At 38.4% G+C, this 21,230-nt stretch carries 19 protein-coding genes; 4 read left to right on the top strand and 15 right to left on the bottom strand.

Annotation, left to right across the window (positions count from 1 at the left end):
* Positions 1-30: 30 nt before the first annotated feature.
* The 9 genes from bsdcttw_RS04080 to bsdcttw_RS04040 all read right to left on the bottom strand — a co-directional run bounded on the left by bsdcttw_RS04080 (position 31) and on the right by bsdcttw_RS04040 (position 9,053).
* The gene (locus tag bsdcttw_RS04080; protein WP_185258138.1) at positions 31-1,698 is read right to left on the bottom strand and encodes a S8 family peptidase; all 1,668 of its coding nucleotides are present in this window, start codon (positions 1,696-1,698) and stop codon (positions 31-33) included.
* A gap of 130 nt (positions 1,699-1,828) precedes the next feature.
* Complete coding sequence (locus bsdcttw_RS04075; protein WP_185258137.1) at positions 1,829-2,638, bottom strand: alpha/beta fold hydrolase; 810 nt, start codon at positions 2,636-2,638, stop codon at positions 1,829-1,831.
* A gap of 70 nt (positions 2,639-2,708) precedes the next feature.
* Positions 2,709-4,412 (bottom strand): S8 family peptidase, encoded by a 1,704-nt coding sequence (locus tag bsdcttw_RS04070; protein WP_207726489.1) that lies wholly within the window; start codon positions 4,410-4,412, stop codon positions 2,709-2,711.
* A gap of 57 nt (positions 4,413-4,469) precedes the next feature.
* Positions 4,470-5,801: an FAD-dependent oxidoreductase gene (locus tag bsdcttw_RS04065; protein ID WP_185258135.1), complete on the bottom strand. Its 1,332-nt coding sequence runs from the start codon at positions 5,799-5,801 to the stop codon at positions 4,470-4,472.
* A gap of 162 nt (positions 5,802-5,963) precedes the next feature.
* Complete coding sequence (locus bsdcttw_RS04060; RefSeq protein ID WP_225903784.1) at positions 5,964-6,668, bottom strand: DUF975 family protein; 705 nt, start codon at positions 6,666-6,668, stop codon at positions 5,964-5,966.
* A gap of 161 nt (positions 6,669-6,829) precedes the next feature.
* The gene (locus tag bsdcttw_RS25455; protein ID WP_185258134.1) at positions 6,830-7,024 is read right to left on the bottom strand and encodes a DUF3021 family protein; all 195 of its coding nucleotides are present in this window, start codon (positions 7,022-7,024) and stop codon (positions 6,830-6,832) included.
* The gene (locus tag bsdcttw_RS04050; protein ID WP_185258133.1) at positions 7,018-7,221 is read right to left on the bottom strand and encodes a hypothetical protein; all 204 of its coding nucleotides are present in this window, start codon (positions 7,219-7,221) and stop codon (positions 7,018-7,020) included. The genes bsdcttw_RS25455 and bsdcttw_RS04050 overlap by 7 nt, the downstream gene beginning before the upstream one ends.
* 215 nt (positions 7,222-7,436) lie before the next feature.
* Positions 7,437-7,775 carry a P-II family nitrogen regulator gene (locus bsdcttw_RS04045; protein WP_185258132.1) on the bottom strand — a complete coding sequence of 113 codons (339 nt, stop codon included), beginning with the start codon at positions 7,773-7,775 and terminating at the stop codon, positions 7,437-7,439.
* Positions 7,776-7,811: 36 nt separating this feature from the next.
* A complete protein-coding gene (locus tag bsdcttw_RS04040) occupies positions 7,812-9,053 on the bottom strand; it encodes an ammonium transporter (RefSeq protein ID WP_334297351.1) in 1,242 nt (413 codons plus the stop codon).
* A gap of 615 nt (positions 9,054-9,668) precedes the next feature.
* Between bsdcttw_RS04040 and bsdcttw_RS04035 the strand changes: the two genes are divergently transcribed.
* A complete protein-coding gene (locus bsdcttw_RS04035) occupies positions 9,669-9,902 on the top strand; it encodes a hypothetical protein (RefSeq protein WP_185258130.1) in 234 nt (77 codons plus the stop codon).
* A gap of 11 nt (positions 9,903-9,913) precedes the next feature.
* On the opposite strand, the gene bsdcttw_RS04030 is transcribed toward bsdcttw_RS04035, so the two are convergent.
* The 3 genes from bsdcttw_RS04030 to bsdcttw_RS04020 all read right to left on the bottom strand — a co-directional run bounded on the left by bsdcttw_RS04030 (position 9,914) and on the right by bsdcttw_RS04020 (position 14,214).
* A complete protein-coding gene (locus tag bsdcttw_RS04030) occupies positions 9,914-11,242 on the bottom strand; it encodes a replication-associated recombination protein A (RefSeq protein WP_185258129.1) in 1,329 nt (442 codons plus the stop codon).
* A gap of 224 nt (positions 11,243-11,466) precedes the next feature.
* Positions 11,467-12,648: a sodium ion-translocating decarboxylase subunit beta gene (locus bsdcttw_RS04025; RefSeq protein ID WP_185259690.1), complete on the bottom strand. Its 1,182-nt coding sequence runs from the start codon at positions 12,646-12,648 to the stop codon at positions 11,467-11,469.
* Between the two features lie 261 nt (positions 12,649-12,909).
* A complete protein-coding gene (locus tag bsdcttw_RS04020; RefSeq protein WP_185258128.1) occupies positions 12,910-14,214 on the bottom strand; it encodes an ammonium transporter in 1,305 nt (434 codons plus the stop codon).
* 568 nt (positions 14,215-14,782) lie between these two features.
* Between bsdcttw_RS04020 and bsdcttw_RS04015 the strand changes: the two genes are divergently transcribed.
* Complete coding sequence (locus bsdcttw_RS04015) at positions 14,783-14,959, top strand: DUF4250 domain-containing protein (RefSeq protein WP_185258127.1); 177 nt, start codon at positions 14,783-14,785, stop codon at positions 14,957-14,959.
* 10 nt (positions 14,960-14,969) lie between these two features.
* The gene (locus bsdcttw_RS04010; protein WP_185258126.1) at positions 14,970-15,629 is read left to right on the top strand and encodes a YigZ family protein; all 660 of its coding nucleotides are present in this window, start codon (positions 14,970-14,972) and stop codon (positions 15,627-15,629) included.
* A gap of 116 nt (positions 15,630-15,745) precedes the next feature.
* Here bsdcttw_RS04010 and bsdcttw_RS04005 read toward each other — a convergent pair whose 3' ends face one another.
* Positions 15,746-16,039: a DUF6514 family protein gene (locus bsdcttw_RS04005; protein WP_185258125.1), complete on the bottom strand. Its 294-nt coding sequence runs from the start codon at positions 16,037-16,039 to the stop codon at positions 15,746-15,748.
* A 705-nt stretch (positions 16,040-16,744) separates the two neighbouring features.
* Between bsdcttw_RS04005 and bsdcttw_RS04000 the strand changes: the two genes are divergently transcribed.
* Positions 16,745-19,471 (top strand): transglycosylase domain-containing protein, encoded by a 2,727-nt coding sequence (locus bsdcttw_RS04000; protein WP_185258124.1) that lies wholly within the window; start codon positions 16,745-16,747, stop codon positions 19,469-19,471.
* Positions 19,472-19,612: 141 nt separating this feature from the next.
* On the opposite strand, the gene spoVAE is transcribed toward bsdcttw_RS04000, so the two are convergent.
* Together spoVAE and bsdcttw_RS03990 are read right to left on the bottom strand one after the other, a co-directional pair.
* Positions 19,613-19,969 carry a stage V sporulation protein AE gene (gene spoVAE / locus bsdcttw_RS03995; protein ID WP_185258123.1) on the bottom strand — a complete coding sequence of 119 codons (357 nt, stop codon included), beginning with the start codon at positions 19,967-19,969 and terminating at the stop codon, positions 19,613-19,615.
* A gap of 113 nt (positions 19,970-20,082) precedes the next feature.
* Positions 20,083-21,129 carry a stage V sporulation protein AD gene (locus bsdcttw_RS03990; RefSeq protein WP_185258122.1) on the bottom strand — a complete coding sequence of 349 codons (1,047 nt, stop codon included), beginning with the start codon at positions 21,127-21,129 and terminating at the stop codon, positions 20,083-20,085.
* Positions 21,130-21,230: the final 101 nt, after the last annotated feature.

Below are 21,230 nucleotides of genomic sequence, written 5' to 3'. Positions count from 1 at the left end.
TGCCCCATAGCATGCTGCCGTATATTTACTTTATACAATATAACCATATCCCCAGTCCGGATTAGGATATTCTAAATCCGTACTTCTCCTAGCCAGATAGGTAAGAATAAGCCTCAGCAACTGTGTATTAACTACCTGTGTTGGATTAATTATTGTACCACCTTCCATAATGGCCGCCATAGTTCCTGCAGTAAAGGCCACCGCCAATCCGCTCCCGGACAGCGGATAGAACCCGCCGTCAAGTATTGGTACAACGATATTTACCCCTGGTGCGGCAATATCGGGCTTGGGCTTATTTTCAGAGGTATAGCCTCTTCCGGCACTTGGTGCAAGGTTACTGGTAATTGCATCATAGGAGGTCACTGTAACTATCTGATCTGCATTACCCGGTATTGATATGGTAGTATATTGATTTGAATTTAAAAAGTAGGTATCATTTGAAAGAAAGTTCCTTATGGGAAGCCATATATGGCAAAAGGAAATTACACCTCCTGGTTCCTCAATTAGAAAGCGCCAAACTCCTTCTCTTATATTCTGAAAACGAAATACGATCAGTTTCTTCTGAGAATATGTTTCATTCATAAACAAGTCCACATACAAACTCATATTTTCATAGGTAACTACTTCATTACGACTGGGCGGCAAGGAAGAGTCCAACCTATAAATGGTATCACCCTCCGGTGATAGAACGGAAACACTTAATGTACTTTGGATATTGGTCCACAACTCCATGGTAAAGTTAGGATTGCCTTCACTGACATTCAATTCAGCTATACTGGTACTTTCATCCGCCTGCTTTAATCCATAATAATGCAACTCCTGATTTCCTTCATTTCCCACAGCAACTGCTATACCGACATTGTTTCGTTTTCCGCACTCTTCCAGGTATATGCTCATAATGTCCTTACCGTCATGGGCTCCCTGGGAAGAGCTTAACCCCAAACCTATAATAATGGGCATACCAAACTGCTCCGCTTTTTGTAATAGATACTTAATTCCCATCATAATATCATTTTGCTGATAGCAAATCGCTTTTTCCGGAATGCCATAGAATTCAGTTAAGTATTTTTTTGCAGGTTTCAGTTTCACAACTGCCAGTTCCGCATTCACGACAATCCCTGTAAATGCGGAGGATTCCGATTGATTGCCTGCTGCAATGGCAGCCATAGCTGTCCCTTCTCCAACATCATCTCTGCTTGGCAGCGTTTCCAGGGGATTTTGTGCATGAAGCGCGATATTAATGTCTTCCGCTGTATATTCTGAACCATATAAGAAGCCTACCGGTTCTTTGCCGATATTATCTATGGTCTGATCCCAAAGAGCTCTTATTTTCGTGGTGCCTCCCACATTTATGAATGCGGGGTTCAAATAATCAATGCCCGTATCCACAATTCCGATTAGTATGCCGCTTCCCTTGATATCTTCCAGATCGAATTTTTGTACGATATAAGAGTATTCAATTATTTCATTACGATAGGTAGTGATCCCATAACACTTAGGCATAGCAGAGTATCCATATTTTTGCATAATATCCGGAGTAATCTCCTCTACCGGTATTTGAAGCACTGCAAACTGTTCATTTATTTTCTGTAAGAAAGGACTCCGATTATCCAGCTCTATCCCGTCCGTTCTGGTCAAATCCACTATCAAATCAGCATACCTTTCATCCGTAACTGCATTTTGTGTTTCGTCGATCATAAATATTTTACAATCCTAGTATGGTTAGTTATATCTATGCTATATATAAATTGATTATTCTTCTTACACAGGAAAGCTCTTTTAAGCAAATAAAAAGAAGGAGAACAATCCTCCTTCTTTCATCTAGGTCTTATCCAACAAAATTCATTAATTCACAGTTAAATTTATCTTTCTCATCATAAAAGAGCCCATGTCCGCTATCTTCAAAGGTAACAAATTTAGAACCCTTTATTCCTTTATGCTGCGCTACTCCTAAAGGGTATTTACATACTTGATCATGGATTCCGTGCATAATTAATGTTGGTACATTGACACACTTCATATCATCAAATAAGGTTTCATATAACCAGGCACATGCCACATAAGCGGTAGCCCAGCTTGCAGCTTCTAATCCCAGAGAGAGGAACCAGCTGGAGAAAGCTTCTGTTATAGGCTGATAGAAGAACATCTTACCAAAGTCTGCTAACATCTGAGGGCGGTCTTGGTATGTGTTATAAATAATCTGAAGTACATCATCCTCTTTCAAACCAAAAGGGAAATCCGGTCTTTCTATAAGACTGGGAGCTGCTGCTGCACATAAAACCAATTTTGATACACCGAATCCTTTATGTCTTGCCATATAACGTATTGCTACAGCCCCTGCGGTAGAATGCCCCAGCAGTGTAAGATTGCACAGCTTCAAAGTTTCGATTACGCAGCGGATATCATCTGCTGAGGTATCGTAATCATACCCATATACCGGTTTATCAGATTTTCCGAATCCTCTGACATCCATGCCGATACAACGATATCCTTTTTGAATCAGTTCATCATATTGATACTCGAATAAATGATGGTTTGCAGGCCACCCATGCATAAACAGGATGGGTTTATCCCCCTGAGGATTTATGTCATTCACATATATCCTTACGCCGGGTTCTACCGTAATATAATATTCCATAAACTGCACCATTATTTTTAGTTTAGTAATAGAATATTCCAATAAAATATTTTTGCCACTGCAAACCAAATTATATATTCATAAAATCCTTTAATGTATTAATGATACCTGACGGATTCAATATCCCATAACCCCAGTCTCCATTCGGATATTTCATGTCCTTCTGCCTTTGGGCACTTAACTGAAATATGTGTTTTACATGAGGAGTATTTAGGAAATCAGCTCTGCCTTCTACAATTCCCCATTGTAATACATGAGCGGAAACACCGGCGGTAAAGGCTGCTGCAATACTGCTTCCGCTGGCTGATACATAGGAATTATTCAAGAAGGGGGCAGGTATATTAACGCCCGGTGCCGCTATATCCGGCTTCGGCATCTCATCCACATTAAATCCTCTGCTGGAGTAATCATTAAGCTCTCCCGTACTTGTATTATAACAGGAAACAGTTATAATTCCGGTATTATTTCCAGGACCTACTATTGTTGTATAGATATTTGGTTTCAAAAAATAAGTACCTTCATGGAGATAATTATGCATTGTAAGCCATAAATGGAATTCTCTCGGTAAATCCCCCATGGAACCAAACACCATAAAGGTCCAATTTCCTTCCACCGGCTTATAAACCCTAAAAATTATCGACTGATTATGAAAAGATGGTATCCCAACGATACTGTCTGCTATTACTAACATCTTATCATACTGCCTTATAGTGGTCTGCCCGTCAATGGGTGGAATACGTACCAAGAACTCTCCCGATGGCAAATAAATATCAATCCAAAAGAAATTAGGAGAGACTCCCCAGAATTGAATCATAAACCCCGGATCTTCTTTCGCTATCTGCAGCTCTACAAAATCTGAAATAGAATTACCTGTAATATTGCCGTAATAATGATTTTGACGGTTGGCTTCATTTCCGGCTGCCGCCAAAAACACACACCCCGGCTTTTCGCCGATTCTTGCATAGAATTTGCTGCCGATACGAAGGCCCGCATGGTCCACAATGTTATTACCAACGCCTAAGCATATAACAATAGGTTTGTTATGCTTTGCCGCAATACGATTCAGATATTCAACCCCTGCCATGATATCATTTTCCTGGTAACATGGAATCCCGTCGGGTATTAATAAGATTTCTTTCAAGTATTGCTTTGCTGGTTTAAGTTTGACAATAACTAGTTCTGCCTCCGGTGCAATACCTCTAAAATTATTTTCATCATTACGGGTGCCACAGGCTATCCCGGCCATCATAGTACCGTGACCGATATCGTCTGTACTAGGAATAACAGAAAGAGGATCTTCCTTTTGCAATGCAAAATTAATCTCCTCACTGTTATATTCCGTTCCATAATAAAGTCCATCCGGATACCTCTCCAGACTTTTTATATTCTGATCCCATATAGAAATAATCTTAGTTGTATTATCGCTTTTCCGAAAAGCCGGGTGCCGGTAATCTATTCCAGTATCAACAAATCCGATTAATACCCCTTTTCCGCTGCTCTCTTCCAGATTATACGGCATAGGATTAGCAGCTGCTTCGTTGCCATTATCCGAACCTAATAGTCCGAAACAGCCGGGAATGGAATAATAACCAAATTGATTAAAACTGCTTAACGGAACCCTATCAATCGGTATATAAGCAAATGCAATATTGTCATTGATTTTATTTACAACATCATTGGCAAATTTCTGCATTACCTCAGGGTCATTCCAATTATCCAATATAATATCAGCATAATCTTCACTGGTAATCTTGTATCTGTCAGCCTCATTCATAATGTCTACCAAAAAAAGTGGTTAATTATCTATATGACTGCTATCAGAAAGTATGACTTATGAATGGATGATATTATTTCTGATATAATTAATAGAACATCCCACATTCAGTCCTTCTGTTAATTTAACCATCTTCCTTGTATCCCCTATTAATATGGCCCCTACCAGTTTATTATCTATAAAATAATATTTCTCATAATTCATCTCTTCTTTGTCAATATACTCAAGCATTTGGTAATCAAGCTCTGCATTTTTACCATTATCTCCGCCTGCAAAGAGAGCTGTCCTCATACCTTCAAAGGTTAGTGCGGGGGGATTTAACTCATACTCTGTCTCCTCGCCGGCTGCATTGCAGCCTGCTGTTTTGCCCATCTGGACAGCCTGAGACCACACAGCGTAATTAACACCGCCATATTCTGCACAATCACCACAAGCATAGATACCTTCCACACCGGTTTCCATTTTCTCATTCACCACTATCGCCCGATTGACAGGAATTCCGCATACTTTTGCTATGTCTGTGTTTGCTCGGATACCACAGGATATAATAACAAGATCAGCTTCAAAGATCTCACCGTTCTGCAACATTACGCCTGTTACTTTATCCTCTCCTGTAATCTCGCTGATAGAAGCATTTACCCGGAATTCAATGCCTGCCTTTTGAATCAGCTTCCCAAGTACTTCGCTTGCTTTATCATCCAACTGCCTTACCATTAGCTTGTCTGCAACCTCCAGAACAGTCACAGTACATAATTTACTTAACTCCCATGCAGCTTCAAGGCCAAGGACTCCACCGCCTATTACAACAGCTCTTTTAGCAGTTCTGCCAATTTCACTGGCTCTCTTAACATCTTCCATATTACGGATAGCGATTACTTCCGGCTTGTCACTCCCTTTCATCGGGGGGACAAAGCTTTCTGCACCTAGAGCATAAATACATTTATCAAAAGCAATATCTCTGCCGTCTTTTAAACAGACAGTTTTATTTTCTATATCAAGCTTTACAATTTCGGCATTCAGTATATTTGTTATATTGTTTTCCTCATACCAATCAGGCTGATGAATTAGGATTTCCTGTGCTGAAATAAGGGAACTTAAACTTTTGGTCAGCATAGGCCGATTATAACTAAGTTCTCCTTCCTTTGATATCATTATGATAGAACAGGTTCCGTTCCGCTCTCGTATTGCTTCGGCTGCACTGACGCCTGCTGCACCATTACCAAGAATAACAAAGGTCTCGCTTGTATCCTTTTTGAAACTTACATCTTCCTCATCATACGGGATAAAATAATCCCTTCCTACACCACAAACCGGACAAATATCCAGCTCCGAATCAAAGATTTCTCCGCAAACAATACATTTTACCAGTTTCCTCTTCCCTTTTGGCATCACATAGCCTCCTGTTCTTATGTTTATGGATATAATACCCTTATTCCCCAATTTCTATCATTATATTCCATGATAAGTTGAAGGTCAATAAAAGAAAAGCTGTAATCTTGAGGATCGTTGGCATCAAGATTACAGCTTTCTTCGTATAACATTTATTTCATTTTATTCATCATTAAAATCGTATCCGGATTGCTCATTTCTTCTGGAAACATGCAGGTAAAATGCAGCTGTAGCAGCTTGAATATAAGGAGCCACCCAAAGTAAACCAATAAAGAAGGTAACCATACCTAAGAGGATCCATCCAAGGAAACTAATTTGAAGGCAAAAATACTTCCATTTATAGCCCTTCATCATTTCCTTTGACTGTCTGATAGCTTCCATAATGCCAATTTCAGGATTTTCAGCCATAATATAAGGAGCCATTACGTAACGGAAGCTTGCTATTATACCAGGAATAATAAATAACAATGTCCATAAAAACGTGAATAAACCTATCATAAAAAATAAACCAAAGATTTTAAACAGCTTACCAACTCTTGCAAAAATATTCTCAAAGCGGAATTCGCTTCCCTTTACAAGATTGATATTAAAATAATAATAACCTACACTAATTGCTAATATCACAAAATTCACCAATATTGTCAATATAAAGTATGCCAGCACACCTATAGGTGACGGAAATGCATTCTCATCTAAATAAGCTAACGCATTAAAACTTAATAGTCCCGTTAGCACCAATGCAAACTGCACAATATAAATTAGTGCCATACTTATTGCTTCCACTGCAAATCCGGTACCGACTGCCAGTCCCCAGTTCCCTTTCAGAGCTTCCCTTGCTCTGGCTCTGTAATCTCTTGCTCTTAACATAAATGTCCTCCCTATTATAAGTAATCTTGTATTTTCTTATATTGGGAAAGGTCTCCCAACTATAAGAATATGCAAAGAACAAAGCTATTATAACATAAATGAGAATAAAGTCAATTTATGTAATAAAATAGTACAGAGGCTTTTACTGGCAAATATATTAATCATGGAATCAGGTTATTAATATCATCTGCATCTTCTCGGTCTCTTCTATAAAAGTGCCCTGCAATCAGAACAAATATACCTGCAAAACACAGCGTCATGATAAGAAGCATTTTTATATCCGTAAGATCAAACCAATGAAAGAAATAAGCTGAAACTAAATAAATAGGATATGAAATTATTGCTTCTGTTAACATGAAGGAAAAGTAATTTTTAAATAGAAAATACTTTCCAATGGTACATGGTAGCTTTCATTTCCTTTATAGAGTATTATTGAAAAAGAATATTGGCGTATCAATTCAATCAGCTGTTTTAGTCTGTCATCCAGATAACTGCAATTAATGATTATTTCATCTTCTGATATCTCCATATTCTGGTTTATTGTTACCTTCATTTCCCCCCCTGTTCTGCTATCCTGCCTTACTCCTTTAATGCAGTTAGACAATTCTATTATCTGAATTGATTATATCTTATAAACTTAACGAATCAATAGTTAATCCACAAGATACCCTTACTTCCATATAAAATACCTTCAACAGATTTATTCCTTCTTTAATGCAAAAAACTCCCCCGAAAAAATACCTCGGGGGAGCCTGCTTCTAATTCCTATTATAACGCTTTTTCACCGCGTTCTTTCGTACGGATTCTGATGCAATCTGTAACTTCTGTGACAAATATCTTACCATCGCCGAATTTACCGGTTTGAGCGATGCTTATTATCGTTTCAATGATTTCCTCCAGACGTTCATCCGGTACCACCAGCATAATCTCAATCTTTGGAAGTGTATTCATTATGATGGTATTACCTCTGACATACTCTGTAAAACCATATTGTTTCCCACATCCTAAAACCTGGTTAATGGTGAGTCCGTTGACCTGCTGCTTTAATAAGGCATCCTTTAGAGGTTCAAGTTTCTCCGGCCTTACAATCGCTTCGATTTTCTTCATATACAGTCTTCCTTTCTATTCAATCATAAAATAGTCTTAATCTAAACCGTTAAAAGAAGGATATGCAACTTCACCATGTTCCACCAAATCAAGCCCCTGTGCTTCTTCTTCCTGTGTTACCTTAATAGGCATTACCAGCTTGATAACAGAAACAATAATAAAGGTAGCAATTCCTGCAAATGCAATTGTAATTACAATACTGAGAATCTGTGCTACGAACAGTTTCACATCACCGAATACAAGCCCGTTCCACTGTGCACCGGAGTTAATAGAAGTCTTTGCAAATAAACCAGTTGCAATACCACCCCAAATACCACCAAGACCATGGCATCCAAATGCATCTAATGCATCATCATAACCAAATCTGCCCTTAATCTTTGTCATACCGAAGTAGCAGATAGGGCTTACTAGTAAACCAATAATAATGGAAGCCCAGATAGGAACAAATCCAGCACCGGGAGTAATTGCTACAAGACCAACAACCGCACCAGTGGCTGCGCCTAGGACTGTAGCCTTGCCATGAAGTAACTTTTCTATCAGCATCCAGGAAAGAAGAGCTGCTGCTGCTGAAGTATTAGTAGTCATAAAGGCATGGGCTGCCAGACCATCAGCTGCCAAGGCGCTGCCACTGTTAAAACCAAACCATCCAAACCATAAAAGAGCTGCTCCTAGTATTACAAAAGGAATATTGTGAGGTTTATAGGATACCACTCCATATTCCCTGCGCTTTCCAAGAAGGATACAGGCTACCAACCCGGATATACCGGAACTGATGTGAACTACATTACCACCTGCAAAGTCAACAGCACCTAATTCTCTGATAAAACCGCCAACACCCCAAACCATGTGTGCTAACGGGTAATATACTATTAAAGACCAGGCAGTTACAAAAACAAATAAAGCAGAGAATTTCATTCTGCCTGCAATTGCTCCGCAAATAAGAGCAGGAGTAATAATCGCAAACATCATTTGAAATGCAGCAAATACCGTTTCAGGTATTGAACCGGCATAATCTCCATTCGGTTCAAAGCCGACTCCGTTAAAGAACGCTTTGCTGAAATCTCCAATAATTCCGCCATGATCAGAACCAAAGCTAAGAGAATAACCTACTGTAACCCATAATAATGAACCCAGACCTAAAATAAAAAAACATGACATTAATGTATTAAGGGCATTTTTTCTTCTCTCCATACCTGCATAGAAGAATGCCAACCCCGGAGTCATTAAGAGTACTAATGCACTGCTCACAAGTACATATGCGGTGTTTCCATTGTTAATTTCCATAGACTCTAACCTTCCTTTTTATGATTTCTTGATAGATAGTGTTAATACAGTTCTGAATTCTGCTTCTCCCGGGTATTGCGTTATCTTATTAAAGCATCAAACAGTGAAGGTACAGCTTATGAAATCACAGGTATACGGCCGTTTAATACCTTATCCATTGGCTGTCGAAGTAAATAAAAAAGGCAACTATCCCATAAAATGAGATAATCGCCTTTGACTTTAAATGTATTATACATGATATTTTATAATTGTCAAATAGAAAGTTTAAATTACCTATAAATCCCATATAATGCAGTAGTAATTTCTATTCTTTCTCTTGTCTCTACTGCAATTTGCACAAAAAATAACTTTAATGAGCCCGTCTCTTCGCACTTGCTTGCTTTTCCAGTGCATTTCCCTTATACTATATAGTAATCTTATTCGAAGTTTATATCCATATCTTTGATAAGAAAACGGTGTTCAATCATCGTTATTGTTTATAGGAATATTTTTTTATAATATGATTTTTACAAAATAATGCTACAAAAAATAATGTGGTTTACAAAAAAATGTTTCAGCTACTTATCAACGCATATCCATCAAAGATACGATATGCAGAAAAGAGGTTTAATGAAGAAAATAAAACGTATTGGTGCTTTAATCGCCGTAATTCTATTGCTTTCCTTATATGGCATTAGTTTCTACGCAGGTCTTACAGCATCCCCAAACTCAAAAGGTCTTCTTATGGCCAGCATATACTCTACCATCATGATTCCAATTATGCTCTACGTATACATGTTTGTATACAAACTGCTTAAAAGACATGGTGAGGAAGAAGCGAAGAAGAGAAAAGAAAACCAATAGAAACAGACCGTCTACTCTTCTGCCTCCCTTTTTATACGCTCCTGATATTCCTTTAGATTTTTTTCATATCCCTGTTCAGATAAGTGATAAAAGGTGCGTCCCTGATATTCATCGGGCAGATACTGCTGTTTCACATAATGATTCTTATAGGAATGAGCATACTTATAGTCCAGTCCGTGTCCTAACTTTCCTGCTCCTTTATAATGAGCATCCATAAGGTGCGGCGGTATGGCAGGAGTGTGCTCATTTTTTACTGCTTCCATAGCTTCATCAATTGCCATGATGGCAGAATTACTCTTAGGCGCACAGGCTACATAAGCAGCTGCCTGAGCCAGAACGATTCGTGCTTCCGGCATTCCTAACCTTTCTACCGCTTCTGCCGCTGCATTGGCGACTACTAATGCATTGGGATCAGCATTGGAAACATCCTCAGATGCACAAATCACTATACGTCTGGCAATAAAAGATACACTTTCTCCTGCATAAAGCATTCTGGCAAGATAATAGATGGCGGCATCCGCATCCGACCCTCGCATACTCTTTATAAAAGCAGAAATCGTATCATAATGGTTGTCTCCGGCCTTATCATATCGAATAGCTCTTTTTTGCACACAGTCCTGTGCCACTTCAAGTGTAATGTGTATCTTACCATCCGCTGAACGCTCTGTGGTAAGAATACCAAGCTCAATGGCATTCAATGCCGTTCTTGCATCACCGCCTGCAATATTAGAAAGAAATTCCAATGCCTCTTCCTCGATGTCTCCGTTATAATTCCCCATTCCTCTTTCTTTATCATAGACGGCTCTTCGTATTAACTCCCTGATATCCTTTTTCTCCAAGGACTTTAATTCAAAAATAGAAGACCTGGAAATTAGAGCCCCATTTACCTCAAAATAGGGATTTTCTGTGGTTGCACCGATTAAGACAATTGTTCCGTCCTCCACAAAAGGTAACAGATAATCCTGCTGCCCTTTATTAAAACGATGTATCTCGTCTACAAACAATATGGTTCTCTTTCCATACATACCCATATTATCTTTCGCCTGGGCAATCACTTCTTCCATATCTTTTTTTCCTGCTACCGTAGCGTTCAATTGGAGAAAAGCCGCACTGGTGGTACCTGCAATCACCTTGGCCAGAGTAGTCTTACCCGTCCCTGGGGGACCATAAAATATGATAGAGCTTATCTTATCTGCTTTAATCGCCCTGTACAGCAGCTTGTCCTTTCCAATAATATGCTCCTGCCCTACAACCTCATCCAATGTCCTGGGACGCAGCCTGTTAGCCAGTGGTGCCTCTTTCTCTTTATTTGTTTCCCTCATATATTCAAATAAATCCATAACCCGCTCCATTTCTGTACGGTATATGTCACTAATACCATACAAACCTTTGTTCTTTTATTTTATAGAATATTTGTATTCGAGTCAACTCAAATAAACATTTTCCCTCCCAATTTATAGTGAGAATACACAATATCTTAACTTCTAAAATAGCCCACAATTAAAAAAATCCCAGCCTGCACATTATTATGGCAGACTGAGATTTTTTTGCAAATCGAAATATCTTATTTCAACAGAGGTGATACTAAGGTAATATAAATTCCTGTAAGAATTGCTGTGGTAATCACCCCACAGATATTTGCACTTAAAGCATACTCTAGAATAAAACTCATTTTATTGATTTTAGAAACTTCTTTTTGCGCAACTTTTGCTGTGGTAGGAACACAAGAAACACCGGCTATTCCAACGACAGGATTAAAATTCTTACCTGAAACCAGATATACTATATATCCCCCGATAATTCCTCCTATTCCCGAAAGAAGAAGTGCAAGCATTCCAAGCAATAATAATAATAAAATCTTTGGATTCATTATTGTCTGTGCATCACATAACACTCCAAGAATTAAACCAAGAAAAAAGGTCGCCGTATACAAGAACCCTTCTTCAATTAACTTAGTATATTGTGGAATCCCAGCTTCTCTGATTGCAATTCCAAGAAAAAAGCTAATAAACAACGGTGCTGCTACAGGAAACAACAAGCAAAATACTGCATTTGCAATAACCGCAAAGATTAACTTATCTTTGGAAGGTATATTAGCCGCACTTTTATTTTTTGTAATGATTACACACCCTCTGAGTCTCTTGGGTATCAGTAAGCGAATCAGAAAAGGATAACCGCCATAAGTCAAGCTTAAATACAGATAAGCTACAATAGTAATTGGAACAAATAAATCCGGTGCCAGTTTCAAGGAAGCAAATAATACCATTGGTCCGTCAGCACCGCCTATTATAGATACTGCGGCAGCTGCTCCGGGTTCTAATCCCAGTAACCTTGCCACCGGATAGGTAGCTACTGTTCCAAGCTCTGCGCACATGGCAATAAACATACCAATGAACGGATGGGAAAGTACCATACCCACATCACAAATAATTCCGATTCCCATAAATACCAGACAGGCTATTAAGCCATTGCTGAAAGTAAACGTATAGATAGGCTGCAAAAAATCAATCTGCATAACATTCATTAGCCCATTGGTATCCGTTGTCATGGGAGAAATAAAAAGATTACTTAAATCTCCCGATGCCTTTATAATCAAGACACCTGCATTAATAGCCGACATGCCAAATCCCATAGGAATCATAATAAGCGGTTCTAAAACACGTTTTGCCCCTAAATAAACCAATAAAAACCCAAGAAATATGAGTAATACTCTTGCAATAACAATAGCCGGTTCCTGCTGAAACATGGAGCCTATTCCCTGAAACAATTCAAAAATATTGATAATAAGCACCTTACTTTCTATTTACGATTACTTCTAAATTTAACGTTATATATTAGCTTTCTTATTTCTTGAAAAATGTCTGATGGAATTCATTAATAACTTCATAAAAACAGAAATGCTCATTGCCATAACGAAACCTAAACCAAATACCTCAAATGGTATATAAAATAAATCACTCATATTAACCTCTTTCCTGAATATCTAACCCCTGATTGGATATTCCTACTATTCCTTTACATTTGGGGCAAAGTCAGGATATGCCTGACTGCCATGTTCACCTATATCAAGTCCTTGAATTTCTTCTTCCTGGCTAACACGCAGACCAAGAGTTGCTTTAATAATAAACCAAACAATAGAGGTCGAGGCGACAACAAATGCTCCTACAACTATAATACCTAAAAGCTGCGTTCCAAGAAGCTTAAAACCGCCTCCATAGAATAGTCCATTACCTGTTGAAGCTCCGGTAATGCCATCTTGTGCAAATAATCCCACACAGATCGTACCGAATATACCATTCACCAGATGTACGGAAAGAGCACCTACCGGGTCATCCACCTTAATCTTATCAAAGAACAATACGGCAAATACCACAATAACTCCGGCTATTGCACCGATAAGCAAAGAAGCGGGAACACTGACAAAAGCACAAGGTGCTGTAATAGCAACCAGTCCTGCCAGCAGACCATTTATACTCATACCAAGATCCGGTTTTCCAATAACTATCCAGGAAGTTGCCGTTGCTGTAAGAACTGCCACAATACCTGCTGTATTGGTAGTTACAACAATATGAGAAATTGAGTTTGGATCTGCTGCCATGGTGGAGCCGGGATTGAATCCAAACCATCCAAGCCAAAGAACTAATGCACCGATTGTAGCCAGTGACATATTATGCCCCGGAATGGTATTTGCTTTCCCATTGGTGTATTTTCCGATTCTGGGACCAAGGATTATTGCACCGGTTAACGCTGCCCATCCACCTACGCTGTGAACAACTGTTGAACCAGCGAAATCCCAAAATCCAAGTCCTGCAAGCCAACCGCCACCCCAAATCCAATGGCCTACGATTGGATATATAACTAAGGTAAGAGCGAAAGAAAATACAATAAAAGAAATATACTTAATTCTTTCTGCTACTGCTCCGGAAACAATCGTAGCAGCAGTCCCACAAAATACAAGTTGGAAGAAAAATTTCGCCCATAACGGTACTCCTGTCCAGGATATTGCAGAATAAACTCCTGAATAGGCATCTCCGATAGCAGGTGAGTTATCCGCTCCTCCTACGAAAAATAAACCTTTCAGCCCAATGAAACCATTGCCGTCGCCAAACATGAGACCCCATCCCAGCAAAAGGAACCCTAAGGATGAGACAGCAAAAACAATAAAATTTTTGGATAGAATGTTGACTGCATTTTTTGACCTTGCAAATCCACTTTCTACCGATGCAAATCCCAGATTCATAAAAAATACCAGAAATGCTGTAACTAAAACCCAGACTGTGTCCAATCCTACCTTCAAATCTCCTATCTCCATATTAAACTTCCTTTCCTATTTCTTTTTATATCCATTTCTAACAAAAGTTCTTCATTAGAAGTGTATATTTCTTTCGAACCTTCCCTCTTGCAAATGATAAAAAAATGGAGTCAAGGATTGCTTCCCTGACTCCAATGTCCTGCTATTAAAGGTATTGATAATATTCTTCACCAGAAATCAAAAAAGTCAAAGCTAAAAAGCTTTGACTACATTGCCACCTATTATTAACATATTAATTTATATCATAATACTTATCTGCTCATGACTTTCCAAGAATTATTAGAACCTGTTAAATTTTTCTTAGAATGAAGATATTATATCACACTAATTTGGGATTACAATACTTTTTCTATTAATATAACATTTTTATTAATATTCTCTAAATACTTTAGTCCTTTCGGATTTATTTTTATAGAAATTAAAGTACTTGTACATATAATCAGTTTTAAGTAATTCAGTTATTTTTTATATTGAAATAAATAATATCTGCTTTTTGCTATAGATTTCACTATTTTGTTTTATGTAACCTTATGATATAATAATGAAAAATACTGCTTAGGAGGACATCATGACACTGCCCAAAGACCCGTTTATACTGTTAAGTTATGTCAATACCCAATTGAGAGATACATTTAAGAACTTAGCAGAATTATGCGAAACACTGGAAATTAATGAGCAGGATTTAAAAGAGAAGTTAAATATCATTCACTACGAATATATTTCCGAACTCAATCAATTCAGATAAGGAGAGGGCAATGAACGAAAGTTTCCGAACGGTATACGATTACGCTACAGGTGAAGTATCCGTTAAAAAGTCCCGATTTATTGCTTCCATCTACCCAATTTCTACTGAAGAAGAAGCCCTTCGGTATATTGATCAGGTAAAAAAGGAACATCCTGCTGCCAGGCATAACTGCTTTGCCTATGTGATTGGCCGCAAGAATGAGCTGAAACGATTAAGTGATGATGGGGAACCGGCTAAAACTGCCGGAATGCCCATCATGGATTTACTTATACAAGAAAATCTTCGCAACATACTTATAGTAGTTACACGCTATTTTGGCGGAACACTGCTTGGTACAGGCGGACTGGTTCATGCTTATCAAAGTGCGGCGAAAGAAGGCCTTCTTAATGCACAGATTATAGAGAAGTCACCATGTATTAAATCAGAGCTGCAGATTGATTATACTTTAACAGGAAAGCTAAAGTATACTATAGCTAAAATGGGTATTTTCTTGCTTAAGGAGGAATATCTGGATAAGGTAACCCTTACACTTTTAATTCCTGTTGATGCCTTTACTGCCTTTCAGCAAAGTCTTGTAGAGCTTACTGCCGGTAAACTTAACTTAGCTGAGGGCGAGAAGCTTTTATTCTCTGTAGTAAATGGTAACATCATTACTTTTATTGATAATTAAGAAAGGAACTATATCCAAATCTGTTTTTGTTTGGCATAGTTCCTTTCTTAACTGTTTCCCTTAGTTTTATTATTCTATTATCTGATATTACATTCCATTTGTTTCCCTCGGTAAAACTACTGCATACATTCTGTAACTAAGTCATCTACTATTTCTAGCATTGTAATAAGTGTAACATCATTTCTCCAGAGCTTATGTATCATATCCTTTACTACTTCTCTTGAATCAGAGATAGGTTCCGAATACTCTACCAAAAGATGATCCCTCATATGCTGGAATACCTTAATTCCATAAAGCTTTTCCTCATTCTGACTTCCCCTGCTTTCTTCTACTAAATAATAGTCAAAAATAAGTTCCTGCTCATTTTCCAGCATTATCTTCTTTGTTCCTTCTAAAAATAATTTTTCCATTGCCCCTCCAAAATATCTGAAAATTATTAAATAATATTGCAATAATAGAAATAATAAACTATGGCTATTATATCTTTAACACAATATAAAATAAAGCTATAATTTTCGGATTATTCACATTTTAAGAATCTAAAATAGTCAAATTTCACATATTGTAAATTTTTGTGTGAATAACTATATTTTTACAACATGTTCTGTGATATTTTTAACATTTTTAGAGTTTTTTCTTGCGCTACACTTTGTAGCATGTGTGCATAACTACCTGGTTTCAACATATGAAACCACCAACTTTGTGTATACTTAACATATTTGAATGAAAGTTATATAATATATCTTGTGTTGTATAGTCAGAAATTGTTAGTCAATAATGGAAACATAAAATTTCAAAATTTCTTCCTAAAGTTCCTTGTTAAAATATAAATGACGGCATTTATCAAGTGCTGCACATTTAGTACCTATACTGTATAAACAAAATATTTCTTTATTTTAAAGGCTGTATTTGATATAATAACGAAATAGTAGGAAAAAATAGAAGACATTTTTTCCTACACAAATTTGTGCTGATGCCCAGATTTGCGGCCGTTGGCTGAGAAAGATTTTGGGACATTAACAATATGTTGATTCGTAGGAATTAGATAGAACATATTCCTATACAAATTTGTGTTAACACCAATATCAACGGTGTTGGCAACATGGAGGTTTAATATGGATTTTAGCAAGAAGGGAACCGCCAAAAAGCAGCAATATATCAGATCTGCTTCCAGAAAGATATCAACTAAGATAAGCGTTACCGCATTCAGGTTGATTCTGGTAGGCTTGGTTTCTATTATAATTATCGGCTCTTATTTAGGATTCGGTGTTCTAAAGGGACTTGCAGACAGTGCCCCCAGCGTAGATCAGATTAATTTGGCACCAAAAGGCTTTACTACCAATATATATGACAAAGACGGAAATTTAATTGATACTTTAATTGGTGCTGAATCGAATCGTGTATATGTTACGATAGACAAAATACCTACCGTATTACAGAATTGCTTTATCAGTATTGAGGACGAGCGTTTTTATCAGCATAACGGAATTGATATGCAAGGTATCTTCCGAGCCTTTCTGCTTGGTGTCAAAACAGGTGATTTTGACCAGGGTGCCAGTACTATAACCCAGCAGTTAATAAAAAATCAAGTATTTAACGGCGGTGCTGAGGATAACTTTATGGACCGTGCGGTCCGTAAGATACAAGAACAGTATCTGGCTATTCAGTTGGAGCAAAAACTTAGTAAAGAGCAGATACTGGAATACTATATGAATACGATTAATCTAGGTGCCGGAACTTATGGTGTGCAGACTGCCTCTAAGCGTTACTTTGATAAAGACGTGGCTGACCTTACCTTATCGGAAGCAGCCGTTATTGCTGCAATCGCCCAGTCACCTACCAATATGAATCCTATCTCTCATCCGGAAAACAATTCCCAGCGACGTTTACAGATTCTTGATAACATGAAGCGTCTGGACAAATGTACGGAAGAAGAATATAAGGAAGCTGTAGCTGATGATGTTTATTCCCGTATACAGTCTGTAAATGAAGAACAGGTTGAGTCGTCCTCCTATAACAGTTATTTTGTCGATGAGCTGATCGAACAGGTTATCGCTGACTTACAGGAAGAGAAGGGTTATACTTATACGCAGGCCAGCAATACCCTCTATAGCGGCGGATTAAACATTTATACAACCCTAGATTCCAAGGTCCAATCTGTTCTTGACGATGTTTATACCGATGAAAGTTATTTTCCTAAATTGGGTACGGACTCTTTCTGGGAATTAACCTATGCTCTTTCTATTGAGAAAAAGAGCGGAAAAACCGTACATTATCACACAAATGATTTATTAGCTTATGGGCATATGACTAACGCGTATTTTTCCTCAAAGGATAAAGCACTTAAACTCATTGATGACTTCAAAGCTGCAAAAGTTGAAGCCGGCGATACGATTCTCGGTGAAAAAAACAGCCTTATCATCCAGCCTCAATCTTCTATGGTAATCATGGATCAGCATACGGGATATGTTGTAGGTCTCATCGGCGGACGTGGAGAAAAGACCGGCAACCGTACTTTAAACCGTGCTACAAATACTACCAGACAGCCAGGTTCCACCTTTAAGGTTCTCTCAACTTACCTGCCTGCCCTTGACTCAGCCGGTATGACATTGGCAACGGTAGTAGATGATGCTCCTTATAAATATCCGGGCACAGATAAGTACGTTAACAACTGGTATGGTGAGAATTATGAAGGGTTAACTACTCTTCGAAAAGCTATTACCAGGTCAATGAATGTTGTTACTGTTAAAACCCTGGAAAAAGTAACTCCAAAAGTTGGTTTTGACTACCTTCAGAAGCTTGGTTTTACCACACTTGTAGACAATATGACCTCTGACACCGGTAAGACTTATTCTGATATTAACCTTTCCCTGGCATTAGGTGGTATTACAAAAGGTGTTTCCAACCTCGAACTGACAGCTGCTTATGCTGCTATTGCCAATGGTGGTGTATATTCAAAGCCTATATTCTATACAAAGATATTAGACCATGATAACAAGGTATTATTGAAAAACAAGTCAACGGTACGTCAGGTTATGATGGAGTCTACCGCTTTCCTCCTAACCAACGCAATGGAGGATGTTGTAAAGAAGGGAACCGGTACTTTAGTGAAGTTCCAGAACTATAATATGCCAATTGCAGGTAAGACCGGTACGACTTCTGATGAAAATGACTTATGGTTCGCAGGTTTCACTCCTTATTATACCGCCGGTATCTGGTCTGGCTTCGATAACAACAAAACACAGACAAATACAAGCTATCAAAAGATTATCTGGCGGGATGTTATGGAAAAGATTCACAAAGAATACAAGCTTGAATCAGTTCCCTTTACCATGCCGGATTCCATTGTTCAACGTAACATCTGTACACAGAGCGGTAAACTGGCTGTGGATGGACTATGTGACAAATACGAAGGCGGTTCCACCGTAATCAGCGAATATTTCGCAAAAAACACAGAACCTACTGAAAAATGTGATGTTCATGTAAAAGTTCCTATCTGTACAATTTCAGGCGATATTGCAAATGATTTCTGTCCCAAAGCTAAAGTAGTTGAAAAGGTATTGCTGGTCAAAGAGGAAACCGATAAAACAAAGGATACTCCTTATATACTGCCAAAGGATACCTGTAAGATACACAACGCTAAAAACTCAGGGCTGCAGAACCTTATTCCACCTCCTGGAACTACAACTACTCCAAGTATAACGCCGCCTGTGACTACTCCACCGGCGGATGCCGGCAATACCGGAGGAGTAAATAATGGAGCAGATACCGAAAACACTGGTGATAATGGTACTGATGAAGATACTACTGATTCGGAATTTAACTACGATTATGGAAATTAAATAGCTCTTATAAATAAAAACAGCAGATGTCACTTGTTCTAACAAAATGGCACCTGCTGTTTTACTATTCTTACTGTATTATCAAACAATACATACACAATTTAATACTTATCAGAAATCCAAATCAAATCATGATTGCTTTTACTCTTTCATCTTAGGTTCAAATATTAACGAAGCAATATAGCTGAATATCAATGCTCCTGCAATACCTGCAGAGGTGGCTGTCAGACCGCCTTTAAATATTCCTAAAAATCCATCTTTATCTATACCATCCTTAATCCCCTGAAATAGAGAATTACCAAAGCCGCTGAGGGGAACAGTGGCTCCTGCACCAGCCCACTTTGCAAAGGGTTCATAGAGTCCCACTGCGCCTAACACAGCTCCCAGACAAACCAGAATAACCATGATACGTCCCGGCATGAGTTTCGTATTGTCCATAAATATCTGTACAATAAAACAAATTGCTCCGCCAATCAAAAAAGCTTTCAAATAGTCCATAGGAATCCTTTCTGCAATCTTAAATAAGCCCATAAATAGTTATCTAAGATTCTTAACTTTATATCATTTTGTATCGTTAAATCCCTGATGTAAAAATAATTTTATAACCAAATTTATAACCCTTCAATTACAACTGCATGCGCAATGCCCGGAACAGGGTTTCCCTCATTAAAACTAACCGTAGACAGTAAGGCACCGGTAGGAACAAAGAGAACCCTCTTCCACTCCCTCCTGCGAAGCTTTGGCAGAACATAACCTGTTAAGGTGATTGCACTGCAGCCGCAGCCGCTTCCTCCTGAATGGGTATCCTGCGTTTCTTTATCAAACATTTCAATACCACAATCCATATGGTTTTTGGTTATATCAAAACCATCCTGTTTCAAAAGATCAATCAAGATATCTTTACCGATATATCCTAAATCACCGGTAATAATTTTATCATAGTACTCTGGCTTTACACCAAGATCATTAAAATTAGCAGAAATGGTCTTATAGGCAGAAGGTGCCATACAAGCCCCCATATTCATGGAATCTTTTATTCCATAATCAACAATACGGCCAATGGTTACACCCTTCACACAGACCGGTGCTTCTGACTGAAGCTGTTCTTCGCTCCTTTTATCCTCTTTATCTATAATAACAGCTCCGCTTCCTGTCACGGTCCAGCTGGTAGCTAAAGGTCTCTGGCTTCCATAGGCCAGAGGAAAACGAAATTGTTTCTCAGCTCCTGCGAAGTGACTGGACGTAATTGCCATGACCTTATCAGAAAATCCTCCATCCACCAAGACGGAACCAACCGCAATGGACTCACCCATAGTTGAACAGGCCCCGTAAACTCCGAATAGCGGAATCTCCAGTTCCATAATTCCAAAGGATGTAGCAATTAACTGTCCCAGTAAGTCACCGCCTACCATATAACGAATATCTGTATTCTTAAGTCCGGCATGTTCTATTACTAGGTCAGCCGCTCTTCGCATCATTCTGCTCTCTGCCTCTTCCCAGGTTTTCCCGCCAAACATCGGATCTTCCTGGATTTCATCAAAATGTTTTCCAAGAGGTCCTTCCCCTTCCTTCTTACCTGCAACCGAGGAACCTGCTATAATATAAGGCGGATTAGCAAATAGGATACTTTGCTTTCCGCTCATTTTGCTATTCTCCATAATACCTCCAATCTAAATCAACAATCTATCAAGTATGAATTATGTTTTTCAATAATTCATACTACGCCTATACCTTTTCCAACACGCCTCAAGTTCGTGCC

This window comes from Anaerocolumna chitinilytica (assembly GCF_014218355.1).
Lineage (GTDB): Bacteria > Bacillota > Clostridia > Lachnospirales > Lachnospiraceae > Anaerocolumna > Anaerocolumna chitinilytica.
The sequence above is the reverse complement of the archived record's forward strand: the minus strand, read 5'-3'. Positions and strand labels throughout refer to the sequence as shown.